Source organism: Sphingorhabdus sp. YGSMI21 (genome assembly GCF_002776575.1).
In the GTDB taxonomy this organism is placed as follows: Bacteria; Pseudomonadota; Alphaproteobacteria; order Sphingomonadales; family Sphingomonadaceae; genus Parasphingorhabdus.
In genome coordinates this window covers 859743-880666 of the sequence record NZ_CP022548.1, presented here as the reverse complement: position 1 = coordinate 880666, position 20924 = coordinate 859743, and the positions used below count along the sequence as shown (strand labels likewise).

The 20924-nt window shown below is 58.6% G+C and carries 17 protein-coding genes; 8 read left to right on the top strand and 9 right to left on the bottom strand.

All coding sequences use genetic code 11. The features are described from left to right. The first annotated feature begins 88 nt into the window (after positions 1-88). Positions 89-4765 (top strand): NAD-glutamate dehydrogenase domain-containing protein, encoded by a 4677-nt coding sequence (locus CHN51_RS04185; protein WP_100092889.1) that lies wholly within the window; start codon positions 89-91, stop codon positions 4763-4765. Here the strand turns inward: CHN51_RS04185 and CHN51_RS04180 are convergent. From CHN51_RS04180 to CHN51_RS04155, 6 genes are all read right to left on the bottom strand, one after another. Beyond that, positions 4762-5967, bottom strand: coding sequence for a DUF445 domain-containing protein (locus CHN51_RS04180; RefSeq protein WP_100095422.1), 1206 nt, complete (start codon positions 5965-5967; stop codon positions 4762-4764). The two genes, CHN51_RS04185 and CHN51_RS04180, sit on opposite strands and share 4 nt — an antisense overlap. A 74-nt stretch (positions 5968-6041) precedes the next feature. Further along, positions 6042-9467 (bottom strand): efflux RND transporter permease subunit, encoded by a 3426-nt coding sequence (locus CHN51_RS04175; RefSeq protein ID WP_100092888.1) that lies wholly within the window; start codon positions 9465-9467, stop codon positions 6042-6044. 27 nt (positions 9468-9494) lie between these two features. Continuing rightward, complete coding sequence (locus CHN51_RS04170; protein ID WP_100092887.1) at positions 9495-10673, bottom strand: efflux RND transporter periplasmic adaptor subunit; 1179 nt, start codon at positions 10671-10673, stop codon at positions 9495-9497. A gap of 250 nt (positions 10674-10923) precedes the next feature. Next, positions 10924-11187 carry a GlsB/YeaQ/YmgE family stress response membrane protein gene (locus tag CHN51_RS04165; RefSeq protein ID WP_100092886.1) on the bottom strand — a complete coding sequence of 88 codons (264 nt, stop codon included), beginning with the start codon at positions 11185-11187 and terminating at the stop codon, positions 10924-10926. Positions 11188-11352: 165 nt separating this feature from the next. Continuing rightward, a complete protein-coding gene (locus CHN51_RS04160) occupies positions 11353-11652 on the bottom strand; it encodes a DUF1153 domain-containing protein (RefSeq protein WP_089133443.1) in 300 nt (99 codons plus the stop codon). 118 nt (positions 11653-11770) lie between these two features. Continuing rightward, on the bottom strand, positions 11771-12097 hold the full coding sequence (locus CHN51_RS04155; RefSeq protein ID WP_123906229.1) for a hypothetical protein: 327 nt from the start codon (positions 12095-12097) through the stop codon (positions 11771-11773). A gap of 207 nt (positions 12098-12304) precedes the next feature. On the opposite strand from CHN51_RS04155, the gene mnmA reads away from it, so the two are divergent. After that, the gene (gene mnmA, locus CHN51_RS04150) at positions 12305-13426 is read left to right on the top strand and encodes a tRNA 2-thiouridine(34) synthase MnmA (protein WP_100095421.1); all 1122 of its coding nucleotides are present in this window, start codon (positions 12305-12307) and stop codon (positions 13424-13426) included. Between the two features lies 1 nt (position 13427). Here mnmA and CHN51_RS04145 read toward each other — a convergent pair whose 3' ends face one another. Then, on the bottom strand, positions 13428-13796 hold the full coding sequence (locus tag CHN51_RS04145; RefSeq protein WP_100092884.1) for a hypothetical protein: 369 nt from the start codon (positions 13794-13796) through the stop codon (positions 13428-13430). A 29-nt stretch (positions 13797-13825) separates the two neighbouring features. On the opposite strand from CHN51_RS04145, the gene CHN51_RS04140 reads away from it, so the two are divergent. Further along, positions 13826-14968: a serine hydrolase gene (locus CHN51_RS04140; RefSeq protein ID WP_100092883.1), complete on the top strand. Its 1143-nt coding sequence runs from the start codon at positions 13826-13828 to the stop codon at positions 14966-14968. A gap of 20 nt (positions 14969-14988) precedes the next feature. Here the strand turns inward: CHN51_RS04140 and CHN51_RS04135 are convergent, their stop codons facing one another. Further along, the gene (locus tag CHN51_RS04135; protein WP_100092882.1) at positions 14989-15783 is read right to left on the bottom strand and encodes a PhzF family phenazine biosynthesis protein; all 795 of its coding nucleotides are present in this window, start codon (positions 15781-15783) and stop codon (positions 14989-14991) included. Continuing rightward, entirely contained in the window at positions 15780-16355 is a 576-nt protein-coding gene (gene pdxH, locus CHN51_RS04130; protein WP_100095420.1) for a pyridoxamine 5'-phosphate oxidase, read from the bottom strand. The genes CHN51_RS04135 and pdxH overlap by 4 nt, the downstream gene beginning before the upstream one ends. A 101-nt stretch (positions 16356-16456) precedes the next feature. On the opposite strand from pdxH, the gene CHN51_RS04125 reads away from it, so the two are divergent. The 5 genes from CHN51_RS04125 (at position 16457) to aroC (ending at position 20859) form a co-directional block, all read left to right on the top strand. Beyond that, positions 16457-16915, top strand: coding sequence for an ABA4-like family protein (locus tag CHN51_RS04125; RefSeq protein WP_100092881.1), 459 nt, complete (start codon positions 16457-16459; stop codon positions 16913-16915). Between the two features lie 69 nt (positions 16916-16984). Beyond that, complete coding sequence (locus CHN51_RS04120; RefSeq protein ID WP_100092880.1) at positions 16985-17902, top strand: DnaJ C-terminal domain-containing protein; 918 nt, start codon at positions 16985-16987, stop codon at positions 17900-17902. 2 nt (positions 17903-17904) lie between these two features. Beyond that, on the top strand, positions 17905-18855 hold the full coding sequence (locus tag CHN51_RS04115; RefSeq protein ID WP_100092879.1) for a YihY/virulence factor BrkB family protein: 951 nt from the start codon (positions 17905-17907) through the stop codon (positions 18853-18855). A gap of 66 nt (positions 18856-18921) precedes the next feature. Continuing rightward, positions 18922-19725, top strand: coding sequence for an enoyl-ACP reductase FabI (fabI, locus tag CHN51_RS04110; RefSeq protein ID WP_100095419.1), 804 nt, complete (start codon positions 18922-18924; stop codon positions 19723-19725). Between the two features lie 66 nt (positions 19726-19791). Continuing rightward, positions 19792-20859, top strand: a complete 1068-nt coding sequence (aroC, locus tag CHN51_RS04105; RefSeq protein ID WP_100092878.1) for a chorismate synthase — start codon at positions 19792-19794, stop codon at positions 20857-20859. Positions 20860-20924: the final 65 nt, after the last annotated feature.

The window sequence follows — 20924 nt, the reverse complement described above, 5'->3', positions numbered from 1 at the left end:
GCTAGCCTCTTGAGCGCGTTGCCGATTGGGCGCATAGCATGGCCATGCCGACGGGGTCCTGACCCGTCTCGATCCACTTGGGGGAAAAATGGCGGCCAATCGCGAACGGAAATCCAAGCCAGCTCGAACCAAAGACGACAGCCTGGAGAAGGCGCTGGTCGCCGCCTTTCGCGAAAGCGCGTTGCCGGGTGAAAATATCGGATTTGACGAAAAAGCGTGCGAGGAAGCGGCGCGTTTCACGTTGCGATCCGCCCGAGAACGGCGCGGCAGCGAGGCGAACCTGTCGCTGGAAAGCGTAAGCGGCGAACAGGATCACCGACATTTGCGCCTTGCGGTCGTAAACGACGACATGCCGTTTCTGGTCGACTCGGTATGCGCGACCATTGCCGGTTTCGGTCTGACCGTCGAACGGCTGATTCACCCGGTGGTAGCCGTGAGGCGCGACGCCGAAGGCCAGCTGATCGAATTTGTCGAGCAGGCAACCCGCGGCGAAAAACGCGAGTCGGTCATCTATATCGAGCTGGAGCGGACCGATGCCCGGATTCGCAGGGAACTGGTCAAGGCGCTGCGCGCCAATCTCAAGGATGTTGCCGCGGCGGTGGCTGACTGGCTGAAACTGCAGATCGTGCTCGGGGAAAATGCCGACGGCCTGCCGGAAGGCGAGGGCGCGACCCTGCTCCGCTGGTTCCTCGATCGCAACCTGACTTTGCTGGGGCACGAACGGGTCGATACCAGCGGTGGCCGCACCCAGGAACTCGGGATCGCCCGCATGCGCCCGCAGCCGATATTATCGGACGAAAGCCGGAGGCGCGCGTTCGAATGGTTTGAAAATGGTGGCAAGGCGCCGCTGATCATTAAATCGAACCAGCTTTCCACGGTACATCGCCACGTGCTGATGGACCTGATCATCGTGCCGGTCCGGGAGAAGAACAGGATCACGGCGCTGTCGATCATTTCCGGCATGTGGACCAGTGCGGCGCTGGCCGCTTCGCCCGAGAATATTCCGGTGTTGCGAACGCAACTCACCCGACTGTTCGACAAGTTCGAATTTTCGGTATCGGGGCACGCGGGGAAAAGCCTGACCCATGCACTGACATCCTTGCCACACGATCTGCTGATCACATTTGCGCAGGATGATCTGGAAAAACTGGCCCTGATCTCGATGTCGCTGATCGACCGGCCGCGCCCGAAACTGCATAGCGTGATCTCGCCGCTCGCCCGCCATCTTTTCGCCTTTGTCTGGCTCCCGCGCGAGCAGCTTTCGACCGAACGGCGGCAGAATGTCGAACATATGCTCACGGAGGCAACCGGCGCAAAAATATTGAGCTGGTCCAATACGCTGGAAGAGGGGGGAGTCTCCTCTCTGCGCTATACGCTCGACATGGGAACCGACGGCCGGATTCCGGATCCCGACCTGCTCGACCAGGAACTGGAGAATATGGTCCGGGGCTGGAAGCCGGAAGTCGAGCGCAATCTGAGGGAGGCGGGTCAGGAAAACCGCGCGGCGGTTCTTGCGCAGCGCTACGCCAATTGTTTCCCGGGCACCTATCAGTCGACCTATGGCGCGCTGGAGGCCGCCAAGGATATCATGCGATTGTTCAAGCTGGAGCGTGGCGGCCAGCGCTCCACCCGGCTTTACCGGCTTGCCAGTGATGCGGACAATTTGCTGCGGCTGAAAATCTACCATCTCGGGGGTGCGTTGCCGCTTTCGGATGCGGTTCCGACGCTGGAGAATTTCGGGTTTACCGTGCTCGAATCGGTTCCGACCCCGCTTGACGATGGCCGGCTCGGTTTCATTCACGATTTCCTGCTCGAACTGCGCTCGGAAGAGCGTTGCGACAGCTTGATTGCCCGGTCCGACGAAATAGAAGCGGCAATCACCAATGTGCTGGACGGCGAGGCCGAAAATGACGCCTTCAACCAGCTTATCACCACCGCCGGCATCGATGCCCGCTCGACGGTCTGGATGCGGGCCTGGTTCCGCTATCTGCGCCAGACCGGTCTGAGCTACGGCCTGATTACCGTCGTGGAAGCCTTGGCCGAGGCGCCGGATGTGACGGCCGCAATGATCGCGCTTTTCCGCGCGCTGCATGATCCTGCTTTTGACGGCGATCGCGTGAAGGCAACCCAGGTGGCAATGCGGGACTTGGACGCCGGTCTGGTCACCGTCCATGCCATTGACGATGACCGCATCCTGCGTTTGTTCCGGGCGGTGATCGAATCGATATTGCGCACCAATGCCTTTGCCTATCGGGCCGGCGAAGCGCTGGCTTTCAAGATCGAGAGCGCCAAAATCCCCGAATTGCCGGCGCCCTTGCCGTGGCGGGAAATATTTGTCTACAGCCCGCGCGTGGAAGGGATCCATTTGCGGGCCGGTCCGGTCGCCCGTGGCGGGCTGCGCTGGTCCGACCGCCGGGACGATTTCCGCACCGAGATATTGGGGCTGATGAAGGCCCAGCGGGTCAAGAATGCCGTGATTGTGCCGACTGGCGCAAAGGGCGGCTTCTTTGCCAAACAGCTGCCTTCGGGCGATGACCGCGACGCTTTTCTCGCCGAAGGCGTCGAAGCCTATAAGATATTCATCTCTGCGCTGCTGTCGGTGACCGACAATATCGTCGATGGCAAGGTCGTGCCCCCTGCGAAAGTGCAGCGGCTCGATGAGGATGACCCCTATTTTGTCGTGGCGGCGGACAAGGGGACGGCGAGCTTCTCCGATATTGCCAACCAGATCGCGATCGATCGGGGTTTCTGGCTCGGTGATGCTTTCGCCAGTGGCGGCAGCAACGGCTATGACCACAAGGCCATGGGGATTACCGCGCGTGGCGCATGGGTTTCCGTACAGCGCCATTTTGCCGAGTCGGGAATCGACATCCAGACCGAACCGGTCAGGGTGGTGGGGGTCGGCGACATGTCGGGCGACGTGTTCGGCAACGGCATGCTGCTCTCGAAAAGTCTGAAGATCGTGGCCGCTTTTGATCACCGGCATATTTTCATCGATCCGGATCCCGATCCGGCGAAAAGCTGGGTCGAACGGAAAAGGCTGTTTGAACTGCCGCGGTCGAGCTGGGAGGATTATGACAAGGGTCTGATCTCCACGGGCGGCGGGGTATTTTCCCGCAATTCCAAAACGATCCGGATTTCCGAACAGGCCGCCAGGATGCTCGGTCTGCCCGAGGATGTCGAGACGACTCCATCCAGACTGATGACCGCGATACTGGCATGCAACGCCGATCTGCTGTGGTTTGGCGGGATCGGCACATATGTGAAAGCGGCGTCCGAAAATCACATCGAGGTTGGCGATCCGGCGAATGACAAGATCCGCCTCAACGCCGAGCAATTGCAGGTGAAGGTAATAGGCGAGGGTGCCAATCTGGGGATTACCCAGGCCGCGCGGATCGCTTTTGCCGCGAAGGGGGGCCGGATCAACACCGACTTTATCGACAATAGCGCCGGGGTTGATTGCTCCGATAACGAGGTCAATATCAAGATTGCGCTGAACGCGGAACTGGCCAGCGGCAATCTGCAGCCGGACGCAAGGAACATGTTGCTCAAGTCCATGACCGACGATGTTGGCGCACTGGTGCTGGAAGATAATCGGCTACAGGCGCTCGGCCTGTCCATCGCCGAAATGGGCGGGGCGAAATCTCTACCCTCTTACGTTCGCCTGATCGAACAGTTCGAGGAACAGGGCCAGCTGAACCGGGCGGTTGAAGGGCTGGCCAGCAACGAGGATCTGATCCGGCGCGGTCAGGAGAACCGCGGGCTGTACCGGCCGGAACTGGCAGTGCTGATATCCACCGCCAAGCTTGCTTTGCAGGGCGCGATTGAAAATAGCGACCTGGGGGATGACCCGGGGCTGGACAGCGAATTGCTGCAGGCCTTTCCGCCGGCGATGCAGGAAGGCCATCGCGAAGCCATTCTCAGCCATCAGCTGCGCCGCGAGATTATCGCGACCAAATTGGCCAACCGGATGATCAACCGGCTCGGGCTGATCGACCCGTTCGAACTGGCCGAGGAGGAAGGCTGCACCTTGGGAGAGGTCGCGCGGGCCTTTGTCATGGCAGAACGTCTGTTCCACGCCGACCGGCTGTGGCACGCGCTGGAGGTGGCCGAGATTGCGGAAGATATAAGGATCACGCTGTTCGACCGGCTCGCCTATGTCCTGCGCTCGCATATGGCGGACCTGATGCGAATCGGCGTGTCGGACGACCGGATCGACGACACCGTCAACATGCTCGCGCCTGGGGTCACCCTTCTCAACGAGAATGTGGAGAATCTGATCACCGCCGAAGGGCGCCTGCAGGCGTCGCGCCAGGTCAAGCTGCTGGTCGAGGCGGGAGCGACCCCCGAAATCGCTGGCAAGATCGCCAATATCTACAAGAATGACGGCGCGGCCGGCATCGCCTATCTCGCGCATAGCCGGGAAATCGATGCCCTGGACGTCGCTGCGGCCTTTACCCAGCTCGGCAGCCAGCTTGGTCTCGACTGGGCCCAGATGACCGCGACCCGGATCAATCCGTCCGATCCCTGGGACCGCTTGCTGGTCGCCGGTCTGGCGCGCGATTTCCAGCAGATGCGCCTCGATTTCCTGCGTCGCACCCGCGGCAAGGACATGCAGCAATTTGTCGAGAGCTGGGCGGAACGGAATATTGCCCGGGTGGCCCAGTTCAGGAAGATCATGGACCGGGCGCAGCAGACGCCGAAGCCGTCGATCGCCATGCTCGCGCAAATTGCCGGGCAGGCGCGCCTGTTGCTCTCGCGCTAGATCCAGTAGCCCAATGTGTGGAGGGACAGGCCGACCAGCCCGCCAACCAGCGTGCCGTTAACGCGGATAAACTGCAGATCGCGGCCGACCGCATTTTCGACCCGGTCGGTAATCGTCTGCGTGTCCCAGCCGCGGATCGTTTCTGACACCAGCTTGACGATATTGTCGCCATAGCTGTCGACGACGCCGATGACGGCGCGTCGCCCGAAACGATTGATCTGGCGGTTCAGCTGCTTGTCCTGCTGCAGGCTGTTGCCCAGCTGAATCAGCGCATCGCCGAACTGGCCGGCCATGGCCGCATCGGGATCGCGCGCCGCGCGCAGCAACGCTTCCCTGCCCTGTTCCCAGATTCCGTCGAGCCATGAGGCGATCGCCGGATTCTCGATCATCTCGAGCTTCCATTCATTCACCTTCTGGCGCAGGTCCGGATCCTGCTGCAATTCTCTGGCCAGTTGCTCGAGGCTTTCCTCGGTTTTCGCCCGGACCGGATGATGGGGATCGGCCGCCATGTCCGCCATCAGCTTGTAGAGACCATCCAGCACCTCGTTGGCAACCCGGTCGTCCAGACCCGTCCAGCGCATCACCGCATTGGCACGGTCGGTAACGATTTTACGGATCACCGCCTCGTTGGTGTCCAGCGTCCGATAGGCCCAGCGAATGCTCGAATCGATCAGCGGTCCGTGCCGGTTTTCCGCCATGACCGCGGCGAGAATCTGACCCATCGGTGTCGCGATATCGAGTCCGACGGCCTGCTTCTTGACCGCGCCCTTGAACATCGTGCCTAGGCGATCCTTGTCGAGCGAGGCAATGGCATCGCCCAGCAGCCGTGACGCACCGAATTTCAGCCGGCCTTCGCCACCGCTCGGCGATTGCAGGAAGCGGCCGATACCGCTGGCAAGATCGACATGGCGCATGCGCTGGGCGACCAGTCGCGAAATCAGGAAATTATCCTTGAGGAAATTGGCCAGCGTATCGCCGATCCGGTCCTTGTTGCGCGGAATGATCGCGGTATGGGGAATCGGCAGACCCATGGGATGGCGGAACAGGGCGGTGACGGCAAACCAGTCGGCCAGTCCGCCGACCATTGCGGCCTCGGCGAAGGCGCGTATAAAACCGAGGGCGGGGTGGACGCTTTCATAGCTTTTGGCAGCAAAATAGATGATCGCCATCACCACCAGCATGCCGGTGGCGATGATCTTCATATCCCGGCCCGCGTTGCTGGACTTGGTAGCGGAGCCGGTAACGCTGCCGCTGCTTCTGTGTGACGATATCGGCTTCACTCGGCGGGCTGGACCTCTGCCCCGGGCCGGTCATGGCGATCGTCCCCGGTCTTGTAGGTCAGCATCTTGTTGCGCAACCAGGGCCCAGCGCGGCGTTCGAACCCGTCTGCCAGACTGAAGCCAGCAGGTACGATAACCAGTGTCAGCAGGGTCGACACGATCAGGCCGCCGATCACGACAACACCCATCGGCGCGCGCCAGGCGCCGTCGCCCGACAAGGAGAGAGCGGTCGGTACCATACCCGCGGTCATTGCGACTGTGGTCATCACAATCGGCTGCGCACGTTTGTGCCCGGCATCCATGATCGCCTCGAATTTGGGCACGCCTTTCTGCATTTCCTCGATCGCAAAGTCGATCAGCAGGATCGAGTTCTTACTGACGATACCCAATAGCATGAGCACGCCGATCAGTACCGGCATGGAGAGCGAGAGGCCCCAGACCCACACCAGGAATATGCCGCCGAGAGGGGCAAGCGCCAGCGAGCCCATATTGACCAACGGCGACATCACCCGCTTGTACAGCAGGACCAGCGTCGCGAAGACCAGCAAGATACCGGAAATCAGGGCGATCATGAAATTCACGGCCAGTTCGGCCTGCCATTCGTCCTCGCCAAAGGCCTCGTTCGATACGCCCGTCGGCAGATTTTTCATAATCGGCAGGTCGAAGATCTGCTCCATAGCCTCGCCCTTGATGACATCGGGCGCCAAGTCCGCTCCAACAAAGGTGCGGCGGTTCTGGTTATAGCGCTGGATCGAAGTTGGTCCCGAACCAAAGCTTACTTCGGCTACCCGGCTGAGCGGCACGGTGCCGCCGCTGGCAATCGGAATCGGCAGGTTCTGAATGGTCGTCAGATCGTTTCGCGATTCCAGCGGCAACATCACCCGGATCGGAATCTGCCGGTCCGACAGCGAGAATTTCGCCGCGTTCTGGTCGATCTCGCCAAGCGTGGCGATGCGAATCGTCTGGCTGAGCGCAGCGGTGGTGACGCCGAGCTGCGACGCGAGATCTAGATAGGGCGTGATAATGATTTCCGGGCGACTGAGATCGGCCGCGATCCGAGGAGCGCGGACGAGTTTGATATCCTTCATCTGTTCGACCAGTTGCGCGGCGGTCGCATCGAGCAATTCCGGGTCGGATCCGGTCAGCATGATCGAGATATCGCGTCCGGTTCCTCCGCCACCGCTTTGCGACTGGAAGGAAATCCGGGCATCGGGAATCTTCTGAAGCTCGGGCAACATGCTCCGCTCGAACTCGATCGAGGTTTTCTTCCGTTCCTTTTTCAGCGATACGAAGACCGAAGCATTGGTCTCGCGCACCCGGGTCAGGGCGCGATCGACTTCCGGCTGCGCGTACATCAGCTCAGATACCTGATCGGCGATTTTCTCGGTTTGCTCCAGAGTGGTGCCGGGAACAACCTCGATCTCGACCCGGCTCGTGTCCTGATCTGTAACCGGCTGGAACTCCTGCGGGGTGATCGCGAACAGGATCACGGTCAATACGAAGGCTATTATCCCGACGCCCATCATCCACATCCGGTGATCATGGGCACGTGCCCGGAATCGGCCGGCACGATAGGCGTACCAGTCGCTAAAGCGACCACCGAGGCCCCCCGAAAGAATTCTGAACAGGAAGGCCACGAAATATCCGGCCAGCCCGCCCACGGCAATGCCGCCAGCGAGACTCAGCAGGGCCCTGAGAAGATCACTGGGAATCAGCGTCTCCATCAGTCCGTTCAGCAGGAAACCGACCGCGAATGCTGGCACCAGGAATGCGGCAACGATCAGGGTGAACATCACGAAGCCCCACAGATATTGCCACCAGGCGGCTTTGGCCGGCACAAGACTTTCCCGGATTCGATCGGCTTCGCTGCGGTCGAGAACCCATTGCAGCAGCCGCATATAGCGATCCATCCAGACGCCTTCGCCATGCTCCGCATGGCCCTTGGCCTTGAGGAAATAGGCGGCGATCATCGGCGTGATCATACGCGCGACCGCCAGACTCATCAGCACGGAGACAACCACCGTGATGCCGAAATTCTTGAAAAACTGACCGGATATTCCGGGCATCAGGCCGACCGGCAGGAAGACGGCGACAATGCAGAAAGAAGTCGCGACCACGGCGAGGCCGATTTCATCGGCAGCGTCGATCGACGCCTGGTAGGCGGTTTTCCCCATGCGCATATGGCGCACGATATTCTCGATCTCCACGATCGCGTCATCAACAAGCACACCGGCCACCAGGCCGAGCGCCAACAGGGACAGGAAGTTGAGGTTGAATCCCAGCAGATCCATGAACCAGAAGGTCGGAATTGCAGACAAGGGAATGGCGATGGCGGAGATAACCGTCGCGCGCCAGTCACGCAGGAAGATGAAGACCACGACCACCGCCAATATGGCGCCTTCGATCATGGCGAGCATCGAGCTCTTATATTGTGATTTGGTATAGTCGACGCTGGTGCCGAGCGGAATGAATTCGATGCCCGGATTTTCGGCCTCGATCTTGTCCATTATTTCGATCGCCGCGTCATATACCGTGACGTCGGAGGCACCGCGCGCCCGGTCCATGGAGAAATTGACAACCTCTACGCCCTTGACCTTGCTGATCGAACTGCGCTCGCCAAAGGAGTCGCTGACTTCGGCCACATCGCTGAGTTTGATGACCTGTCCATTGGGCAGGGCGATCTGCGTTTGCGACAGTTCATAGGCGTCGTCGGCATTGCCCAAAACGCGGACCGACTGGCGGGTGCCACCCACTTCCGCGCGGCCGCCGGCCGCGTTGATATTCACCTGGCGCAGCACGCTGTTGACCTGGTTGGCGGTCACACCCAGCGCCTGCATCCGGTCGGGTTTCAAAATGACGCGGATTTCCCGGTCGACGCCGCCAAAGCGGTTGACCTCGGCCATGCCGTTGACGGTCAGCAGGCGCTTGGCGACCGTATCATCGACGAACCAGCTGAGCTGTTCGACGGTCATGTCAGCGGCTTTGACCGCAAAAAATCCGATCGGTCCGCCGGCGACGTCGACTTTCGATATTTGCGGTTCCAATATGCCATCGGGCAGCGACCCGCGAACCTGGTCCACCGCATTTTTCACTTCGTTGACGCTGTCGTTGACGTCGGCACCAATCTCGAATTCGACAAATGTGCTGCTGCTGCCTTCGCTGGCTGTCGAGCTGATATTCTTGACGCCGCTGATTGACCGGACCGCTGCCTCCACCCTCTGGGTGATCTGGTTCTCGATTTCCGTAGGCGCGGCACCGGGTTGCGAAATTCTTACCGAGACAGCCGGAAATTCGACGTCCGGGTTGTTCACCACGTCCATGCGGTTGAAGCTCAGCAAGCCGGCAAAGAGCAGGGCGACAAACAGTACCATCGGCACAACCGGATTGCGGGTGCTCCAGGCGGAAATATTGCGAAGATTCATCGATCAGGCCTCAAATTCGCGCACGGATCAAGCGCCGCCAGCATTTTTCTGCACGGTTGTCCGAACGGTTTCGCCAGGGCTCAGGAAGCCGCCTGCGCGGAGCACAACTTTTTCATTTCCGGTCAGGCCGGAAATGATCGAAATCCCGGCACTCGACACCGAGCCGACAACGACGTCGCGCCGCACGGCCTTGTTGTCCGCGTCGACAATATAGACGAAACTGCCTTCGCTATCATTCTGCAATGCCGATTCCGGGATGACCGAAGCTTCGGATGTACCGCTCTCGATGCTGGCGCTGGCAAAGCCGCCGGGCCGCAGGGCGCTGTCATAGCCGAGAGCGATCCGGGCTATGCCCTGACGGGATTGGGGATCAATTGTCGGAGAGATTTGCCAGATCTGTCCGGTGAGAATCTTGTCGGTTCCGACCGGGGTAACCTGGGTCGTGGTGCCGACCGAAATATTGGCCAGGTCGCTTTCGCCCAGTCGCGCCTGCAATTCCATCTCGCCATTTTGCGCCATCCGGAACAGGGTTCCGCTGCCCTGCGTGACGGTCTGGCCCGGTTCGACATTGCGCTCCAGAACCAGTCCGGCCTTGGGCGCGACGATGTTCAGCCGGCCATTGCGCGCCCGAACTTCGCTGAATTGCGCCTGTGCGACGCGCAAACGCGCGGCGGCGGAATCGCGGGTCGCTGTCAGCCGGTCGATATCTGCCTTGGAAATGAAACCCCGGTCGACCAGCTGTTCGGCGCGATCAAGATTGGCCTGCGCCAGATTGAGATCAGCGCGCGATACACCCACTGAAGCCTCGAGGCTTGCGGCCTGCTGGGACTGGACCGACTGGTCAATGCTCGCCATGATCTGGCCCTGCTTGACCCAGTCACCGGCGTCGACGTAGACATTGGTCACGCGGCCACCTTCACCGACCACGCTTACCTGAATTTCCCGTCGCGCGGCCAGAGTGCCCGTTGCATTGATGGTGCGCACGACCTGTTGCTTGCCTGGGCTCATAACCGTGACCATCGGGGCCTGGCTCGCGCCATCTTCCTCGACCGCGCTGCCAACAAAATAATTATAGGCGATATAGGCCAGCAACAGCGCCAGGAGGACGGCAACCGTGATGATCAGCCGCGTACGTTTTGTGCTGCGCATTTCCGCATCTTCGAGCGTTGCGATATGATCGCTGGGGATGGTTGATTCATAATTCATTTTTTTACTCTTCAGTCGGGCTCTTATCGTATTTTCACACTGCAATACACAAAAGAATCGCTGATTTTCCGGTCAATCCGGATTTTCATCAGCTGTGTTACATAAATATAGCACCGGCAGCAAGCCGGAACAGAATTCGGCCCGTCTTTCAAGTCCCGGTTCGATCAACGATCGATATCATCGTATGAAAGGGCCGATCCGCCAACGGACCGGCCCTTCCCGATTCAGAATTTCCGGCTGAAGAGCGGGTTTAGCGTACCCGGCCGCGCTGGATGAGATTGAGGATCAGCAACAGGACAACCGCACCGACAAAAGCTGTGAGCAGCCCGGCGATCGAAAATTCCTGAATGCTGCCGCCAAATCCGAAGTATCGTCCAACAAAGTTGCCGATCACCGAACCGATGATGCCGACAATGATATTCCAGAAGACACCCATGGAAGCATCACGCCCCATGACCATGCTGGCCAGCCAGCCCGCAATACCGCCAACGATCAATGCAATAATCCAACCCATATGTTCCTCCTGATTGTATACGAATATAAATTCTTTACACTCGCGAATACAATTACATAGACGATTATTGCTTGAACTTGAAGGAATAAAAAAGGACCACCGGAGCAAGTCCGGCGGTCCTGTTCAATTTCTCATGTCCGGAAGCTGCATCCGGAGGAATGGCGGTCAATATTTCTGCTGACGCTCGTACAAGTCGCGGTAATGCTGGATTCGCGTCACGCGCAGTCCCGGCATGCCGGACCGATCGACAGCCCGTTGCCAGGAAGCGAATTCTTCCAGAGACAGATCGTAGCGGTCGCAAACTTCATCAACAGTCAGCAGGCCGCCGTTCACTGCCGCGACGACTTCTGCCTTGCGGCGGACTACCCAGCGAGTCGTACCCGGCTTTGGCAAATCGTCAATGGTGAGCGGTTCGCCAAGGGGCCCGACAACTTGCGCTGGTTTTATTTTTTGGTTTTCAATCATACTACCCTCAATTTTGCCTTGCGGCATTTTACCCCGTTCCCGTTACGTCTGGCCTTCGTACCGGTAGAGTTTTTCGATTACCTGAACTGCCAAGGTAAACGTCACGTTTATAATTTCACTACTCTCTCATTTTGTCGATTCCCTGCTGTGCCAGATCAGGCCGAAAACTCCCGGTCCTGAACAATATTGCTTCCCTGTAGCCGGACGTGCCGGAACGCGACCTTCCGGCAAAAAAAGCCATCCGGTCGTCCATGAAGGAGGCGTGCAGCGGCTGCTTTGCGCCTCCCGCATCATGCTTGGCTGCCACAAACTTCCGGGCCGACTGGCTCGACGTCTGTCTGGCAATGGCCCTGGCAAGCAAGGCCTGCTGATCCGCACGTTGCGCGGCAACATCCCGACCTTCATCAAGCACAGGCCATTGCATGCCTTTATGGGGGAAGTTCATTTCCATAGACGCCGGTCTAGCAGTGAAGGTATAAACTAGTGTAAAAGGGATGTTTACGAGGCCTTAGGAGAAGTTAAGCAATCCTTCCTTGTGTTGGCCCAATTCGTACCAAAATGGATCATATCGGGGATCGGGAAGGGAATTGTTCGCCGCGCTGGCGCAATCGGCGGGAATTCTCTAAGGGGTGCAATTGTGATGACGGACAGAATGAACGGAAATTTTCAGCTGGGCGATGACCTGACGGGCAAACGCATTGTCGTGGCCATGTCGGGCGGTGTCGATTCAAGCGTGGTGGCGGCTCTGGCGGCTCGTACCGGCGCTGAAACCATTGGCATTACCCTGCAGCTGTATGACCATGGTGAGGCGGTCGGGCGCGTCGGCAGCTGTTGTGCTGGCCAGGATATTCGTGATGCCCGCGCCGTGGCCGATCGGCTTGGCATTGCTCATTATGTCTTTGACCATGCCAGCCGGTTCAAGGATTCGGTGATGGATGTCTTCGCCGACGAATATATGGCCGGCCGGACACCGATACCGTGCGTACAGTGCAATATGGGCGTCAAATTCACCGATCTGCTGCAGTTGTCCCGCGAACTGGGTGCGGACTGTCTGGCTACTGGCCATTATGTCCGGCGCGTGCCGGGACCAGAGGGTGCAGAGTTGCACCGGGCGCTCGATCCGGCGCGGGACCAGAGCTATTTCCTGTTTGCTACCACGCAGGATCAACTGGATTATCTGCGCTTCCCGCTCGGCGATATGCCGAAAAGCCAGGTGCGTGAAATCGCCGAGGAAATGGGGTTGGCGGTAGCGTTCAAGCCGGACAGCCAGGACATTTGTTTCGTACCGAATGGTGATTATGCCAGCGTCGTACGCAAATTGCGCCCGGATGCCGACGATGACGGCGAGATTGTCCATATCGATGGCAGAATAATGGGGCGCCACAAGGGCCTTATCCATTATACCGTAGGCCAGCGAAAGGGATTGGAAATTGGCGGTCAGGCCGAACCACTATATGTCATTCGACTGGACCCGGAGGCTAAACGCGTCATTGTCGGTCCGAAAGCGGCCCTTGCGGTGGCTTCTGCATCGTTGCGCGACATCAACTGGATCGGCGGTGATTATGCTGGTCCGGTGGAAGTCAAGGTTCGCTCGATGTCGAAGCCCACTCTCGCCCGACTAGAAGGACAGGAACTGCGGTTCCACAATCCGGAATTCGGTGTCGCTCCAGGTCAGGCGGCGGTTTTCTACCATAAGGACCGGGTGCTGGGTGGTGGCTGGATCGTCAGCACCGCTGCGGTTGAGCAGAAATGGCTGGCGGGCGTCGAAGTCTAGCCTATTCAGCCTCGACTTGCTCGTCGGTCAGCATCAGGCAGCCCCAGCCTTCGCGAAATTCGGCGGTAGCAGATTCCATCAGCAACGCAGATGCGGTCACTCTCTTGCGATCCTCGTCGACAGTCAATCTGATCACTTCCATGCCGGGCTCGAAATCCTTTTCGCAATCCTCGATATCCCGACCGCCGATATAGTGGCACGAACAGGCAACCCGGGCCCCGTAGGCAGTCCCGATGTCAAGCTGACCCTTTATGCTTTTATAATTATATACGAACAGAGCGACCAGAACGACAAGGAAGAGCGCCCCGGCATATATTGCGAAACGCGCCTTGCTCGGTCGTGATGATGATGTGTCTTTTACGGTTGCCATGGCGGCTTCTATTGGTGCAACGACGGCTCATGCACAAGATTAAACTCGCTTTGATACCGGCCCTGACGCTCGTTCTTTCTTCTTGCGGATCGAATGGGGAAGCCGTTGAGGCCCCGCAAAAAAGCGCGGCGGAACTGGCATATATTTCGGATGCCAGCCCCGTTGCCAAGGCGCGGCTGGATGCGGCAATCTCCCCGCTTTTTGAAGACCCGGCGATGGCGGAAACGCGGGCTTTCCTGATAATGTATCAAGGGAAAATTATCGCCGAACGCTACGGTGAGGGTTATGACGAGGATACGAGGTTCATCAGTTGGTCGATGGCCAAAAGTTTCACCGGAGCATTGATTGGATTCTTGGTAGCAGATGGCCGGTTGGTGCTCGATGATCCGGCACCGGTGCCGGCATGGCAAAGACCGGGTGATCCGCGTGGCGACATAACTCTGCGTCAGTTGCTCCATATGTCCTCCGGCCTCGATCATACGGAGGTGCCGGAAGAAGGCGGTAAAACTGTATTCGAGGCGGATACCAACCGGATGCTGTTCCTGGACGGTGCGCAGGATACCGCGGCCTATGCCGAAGCGCGCCCGATGGAAGCGCGTCCGGGCGAGAAATTTGAATATAGCACCGCAACCAGCATCATACTTTCCGATATTATAGCCCGCACCCTGACGAAGAGTGCGGACCCCGAGGTGCGCCGCCACGACACTTTGCGGTTCATCCGGGGCCGCCTCCTGGAGCCGTTGGGGATGGATGGTACCTATCCGGAATTTGGTCCGAACGGCACTTTCCTTGGCGGCAGCTTCATTCATGCCACTGCCCGTGATTATGGCAAGTTTGGCGAATTTTTGCGCAACAATGGGGCCCGTAAGGGCGCACAGCATTTGCCGGTCAGCTGGGCCCGGTTCATGAAGACCTCCTCGGAAAACGACCCGGCCTATGGCGGTCATCTCTGGCTGAACAAAAAGCGTCCCGAGGGTCGCAATCAGGTGCTTTTCCCCGACAATGGGCCGGACACTATCTTCGCCGCGCTCGGCCATCTCGGTCAGCAGATCGTCGTGTCGCCCGAACAGCAACTGACAGTGGTCCGGCTGGGCAAGACGCAAGATGATGAGCTGGCGCCGATGAGCGCACAGATTGGCCGGATCATGGCTCTGTTCCCAATCCGGGGCTAACGGCAGCTTCGGCCGGGGCGCTAAAGGCGAAACCTGCCTTCGACGACCGTTACGCATTTCCCGCCCAGCCACGCTCGGTCGCCGTCCAATCGGCAATTGACATAGCCGCCACGCTGACTGGCCTGATAGGCCGTGAAGCTGTCGCGCCCCAGCTGCCTGGCCCAGAAGGGCGTCAGAACGGCATGGGCCGAACCGGTCACGCTGTCCTCGTCGACTCCGCCGCCCGGCACGAAAACCCGGCTGAGCACATCGCTGTCCTGGCCCGGGGCCGTGCAGATAAACTGCGCATTGCCCAGTGCGGCGAGCGCTTTCAGGTCCGGTTTCAGGGCCAGTATCTCGTCGGCACTTGCATAGCGAAGAACATGATAGCGCCCTTCGTGAAACTGGGTTTCAACGGGATTGCCGCCAATCAGCGCGATAATTTCCGGCATGTCTTTGGGCCCGGGGGGATAGGCGGGGAGGTCCAGCGCATAACCCTCGCCATCGCGCACGACGGTCAGGATGCCGGCCTGCCGTGTCCGGAAAGTCACCTGCTGGCGATCGGGCTCCTGCGACAATATGATATGCCCGCTGGCGAGCGTGGCATGGCCGCAGAGCGCTATTTCCACGGTTGGCGTGAACCAGCGCAGTTCATAGTCTGCCTCGCCGCTATCATCGGGCAGGTAAAAGGCTGTCTCGGCGAAATTATTCTCTTCGCCAATGGCCTGCAATATTTTGTCTTCCAGCCAGTTATCGAGCGGCATCACCGCTGCCTGATTGCCTGTAAAGGGTCGGTCGGCAAAAGCATCGACATGATAATAAGGCAGGTTCGTCATGGGTAGAGCAGTCCTTCTGTCCACGTGTCTCCGTTGCGAACAAAGGTCCGCCGTTCGTGCAGCCGGTGTGCGCCGTCTTGCCAAAATTCAAAACGATCTGGGGTCAGGCAATAACCGGACCAATGCGGCGGACGCGGGACATCCTGGCCATCAAACCGCTGCTTCATGTCCTCGAATCGGGAGAGGAAGGTTGCCCGGTCGGCAAGCGGGCGCGACTGGTCCGATGCCCAGGCTCCCAGCTGTGAATCCCGGCTGCGCGAGGCAAAATAGGCGTCTGCCTTGGCATTATCTACCGCTGAAAGCTGGCCTTCGATCCGGATCTGGCGACGCAGGCTTTTCCAGTGAAACAAGATCGCGGCCTTGGGGTTTTCCGCGATATCGCTGGCTTTTCGGCTTTGTTGGTTGGTGTAGAAGATAAAGCCATCCGGCCCATGGCCCTTCAGCAAAACCATCCGTGCCGATGGCTGTCCATCGGCATCGGCGGTGGCAATGGTCATTGCGTTACTGTCATTGATCTCGGTTTTTCGCGCTTCGGCGTACCAAGTCTCGAATAGGGAAAATGGATCTGTCATGCCGCTGCCTTTAACATCCTGCCGATAACCGGCAAACAAACAAATTTTGTCCGGCGACAAAACGCTGTTTTCTGCTAGAGGCACGGCAAGGAGGGGCTTTTATGAACTGGGACCTGATATTTACGATCACTAACAATTATGCATTGCTGATGTGGCTCATTCTCGCTTTCGCGCCGCGGTCGCAAAATATAATGACCGGATTGTTCTATGGCGGGGTCGGGCTGCTGGCCCTCGCTTATGCCCTGATCGTGATCCCCATGACGGTGGGTCTGATTGACAGCGGTAGCGGCGGTTCGCTGGACTTTTCGAGTCTGTCGGCAATCCAGCAACTGCTTTCCAGTCCCGGCGGTGCTACCGTCGGCTGGATACATTATCTGGCCTTCGATCTGTTTGTCGGAATCTGGGTGGCGCGCAATGCGGATAAATACGGGTTTGCACGTTGGTTGCAGATACCTATCTTGGCGTTTGTCCTGATGCTGGGGCCATTGGGACTGGTTCTTTATCTGCTGTTGCGTTTCACGCGGCATAACAAGGTTGCAGATGCCGTTTTGCCCGAATAAGACAGTAGAGTTGAAAATTGGAGACAAATGCCAATCTCTGCATGGTAAGGATTTGAAAAAGGTCAAATAATGATAGATCCCTATCAAGCATTGGGTGTTGCCAAGGGGGCAAGCGACAAGGAAATCAAGTCTGCCTATCGCAAGCTCGCCAAGGAACTGCATCCCGACAAGAACAAGGATAATCCCAAGGCAACGGAGCGTTTCTCCGATGTCACACGGGCTTATGATCTGTTGCTCGACAAGGAAAAGCGCGGGCAATTTGATCGCGGCGAAATTGATGCGGAAGGCAATCCAACAGCGCCCTTCGGCTTTGGCGGAGGAGGCGGTGGATATCAGCGGGGTCCGGGCGGCCAGCAACATGATTTCGGTAATGCCGGTGCGGATTTTGGAGATATTTTTGAAGGCTTGTTCGGCGGTGGGGGCGGTAGCTCGCCTTTCGGCAGCCGTCAGCGCAGCGCGCCACCACCCAAGGGTGCCAACGTCAGCTATCGCCTAAAGGTCGAATTTATTGCCGCAGCAACGCTGCAGAAGCAACGTATCACGCTTGAGGATGGCAAGACCATCGACCTCAGCCTGCCAAAGGGGGTCGAGGAAGGCACCCAGATGCGGCTTAGCGGCAAGGGGCGACAGGGTCCGGGCGGCAATGGCGATGCGATTGTCACCATCCATATCAATTCCCACCCGTTTTACGAACGCGATGGTGACAATATCCGGCTGGAACTGCCGATCAGCCTGAAAGAGGCCGTGGAAGGCGCAAAGATCAAGGTACCGACGGTGGACGGGCCGGTGATGCTTTCGATTCCTGCCGGGTCGAGTTCGGGCAAGACTCTGCGATTGAAGAACAAGGGATTTCACAGCAAATCCGGCGTCCGGGGCAATCAGTTGGTGACTTTGATGATCACCCTGCCGGAAAAAGACGACAAGCTCGCTGAATTTGTGAAAGACTGGAATCCGAAAGACAATCCCCGCGCCAGCATGGGTGTGTAGGCTTGAATCGCGGTCCCCTGTCCGAGTTGTCGCCGGAAGCCCGTCACCAGGACAGGGGACAGCCGGGACCATCCGGGAACCGGGCCACAGATAAACTGGCCGACGAAAGTCCGTTGCGTCAGGCGTGGATCATTCTGGAGCGTACAGCGGTCGGGGTCTACTATGACGGCTTCACCTTCGCGGGGAATTTTGCCTATCTGTCGTTGCTCGCGGTATTCTCCTTTTTCATCATTGCCGCAGCGGTCGTCGGCGGTTTCGGACAGACCGCTGTCGGCACCGATTTTGTAGAGGCGTTTCTGGTCACCGTTCCGCCATCGGTCGCGGCGGCCCTGCATGATCCGATCAACGATGCCATGACCGCGCGGACCGGCCCCTTGTTGTGGCTCAGTGCGATCGTGGGGCTTTGGACCACCACCAGTTTGATCGAGACTATCCGCGAAATCCTGCACCGCGCCTATGGCGTCCAGGCCCAACGTGCCTTCTGGGAATATCGCCTGACATCGATCGTACTCATTCTCGTTTCGGTATTTTTCGCGATGCTGGCGCTCAGCGCGCAATTCGTGGTTGCAGGGATCAGTGAATTTCTGGGAACTTATTTTCCGGCCCTCGAGGGCGATGCACTATGGGTATCGCTGTCCAATGCAGTCCCGTTTCTGGTGCTGTTTGCGACGCTCTATCTCCTGTTCCGGTTGCTGACCCCCCGGCAATATCGGCCGCGCCAATATCCCAAATGGCCGGGCGCGGTATTCATCAGCGGCTGGTGGCTCATGATTACCGGACTCTTGCCCGTTTTCCTGAAATATGCGTCAAATTACCAGCTCACCTATGGCAGCCTTGCCGGGGTTATCATCACACTGATATTCTTCTATCTCGTCGGCCTCGGAATGGTAATCGGGGCCGAGATAAATGCTGCATTGGCCGAACGGCCCTCCAGAAACGGACAGGACGAATGATACGCTGGAAAATCATCCGGATAGCGTTTATCAGCGGCGATTATCGGAATTCAGGAGACCATGGCAATGAGTGATTTAATGAAAGGCAAGCGGGGCTTGATCATGGGGCTTGCCAACAACAAGTCTCTGGCCTGGGGTATCGCGCAGCGTCTGGCCGCCGATGGCGCCGAGCTGGCTATCAGCTATCAGGGCGACGTGATGGCCAAACGGGTCAAGCCGCTGGCCGAAGAACTGGGCTGTGATTTCCTGCTCGATTGCGATGTCAGCGACATGGAACAGCTCGACGCGACATTTGCCGAAATCGAGAAGCGCTGGGGCAAGCTGGATTTCGTCGTTCACGCGATCGGTTTCACCAACAAGGAAGCGCTGCGCGGCAAATATTTCGATGTGACGCTGGATGATTTCCTGATGACCATGAACATCAGCGTTTACAGCTTTACCGCCGTCGCCAAACGCGCCGCCGCGTTGATGAGCGCGGGTGGGTCCATGCTTACCCTGTCTTATTATGGAGCCGAGAAAGTGATCCCGCATTACAATGTCATGGGCGTGGCCAAATCCGCGCTGGAAACCTCGGTCAAATATCTGGCCAATGATGTCGGTCCTGACGGCATCCGGGTGAATGCGATTTCTGCCGGCCCCATCAAGACCCTGGCGGCGTCCGGTATTGGCGATTTTCGCTATATTTTGAAATGGAACGAGCATAATGCACCGTTGCGGCGTAATGTGACGATCGATGATGTCGGCGCGTCGGCCCTCTATTTCCTGTCTGATCTGTCCGCTGGCGTGACCGGTGAAACCCATCATGTCGATGCGGGTTATCACACGGTCGGCATGAAGCAGGAAGACGCGCCGGATATCGCGCTGGATTGATGAATGCCGATGTCCGGGCAATGTGGATCGGATGCTGAATAAGTCTTTAAACGCGGAGAGCGAGTTTTGAGTTTTAATATCTTCGGTCACGCCTTTCGCTTTTCCACTTGGGGAGAAAGCCACGGACCTGCGCTGGGCGCGGTGGTTGACGGCTGCCCGCCAGGACTGGAACTGAGCGAGGCCGACGTGCAGCCATTTCTGGATGCCCGGCGGCCCGGCCAGTCGAAATATACGACCCAGCGACAGGAACCGGATCAGGTCAAAATCCTCTCCGGTGTTTTCGAAGGCAAGACAACCGGTACGCCGATTTCGCTGATGATCGAGAATGTCGATCAGCGGTCCAAGGATTATAGCGAAGTCGCCAAAGCTTACCGCCCCGGTCATGCCGACTATGCCTATGACCAGAAATACGGCTTTCGCGACTATCGCGGCGGTGGCCGGTCCAGCGCACGGGAAACGGCATCACGGGTTGCTGCCGGTGCCGTGGCGCGGCTGGTGATTCCGGAAGTCACGATCCGCGCATGGGTGGCCGAAATCGGCGGTGACGCCATTGATCCGGCAAATTTTGATGCCAACGAGATCGGCAATAATCCGTTTTTCTGTCCCGATCCGGTAGCGGCCAAGCGCTGGGAATCCCTGGTCGATGGTGCGCGCAAGGACGGCAGCAGCCTCGGTGCTATCATTGCCTGCGAGGCGACCGGTGTTCCAGCCGGTTGGGGAGCGCCCATCTATGCCAAGCTGGACAGCGAAATTGCCGCAGCAATGATGACGATCAACGCGACTAAGGGTGTTGAAATTGGCGACGGTTTCGCGGCTGCTCGCCTGCGCGGCGAAGAAAATGCCGATGCGATGCGGCCCGGTAACAACGGCCCGCGATTTGACTCCAATCATAGCGGCGGCACCGCAGGCGGTATATCCACCGGCCAGCCGGTCTTCTGCCGTGTGGCGTTCAAACCGACCAGTTCCATTCTGACGCCCGTGCCGACCATCTCTCCGGACGGCGAGGCGACCGAAATATCGACCAAGGGTCGTCATGATCCCTGTGTCGGCATACGCGGTGTACCGGTCGTGGAAGCGATGATGGCGCTCGTGCTCGCCGATCAGAAGATGATGCACAGGGCGCAATGCGGATGAGCTCTCTGGCAGATATAACGACCCAAGGAGCGGCATCTCGCGCTTCGGCAAGCTCTATTGAAGGT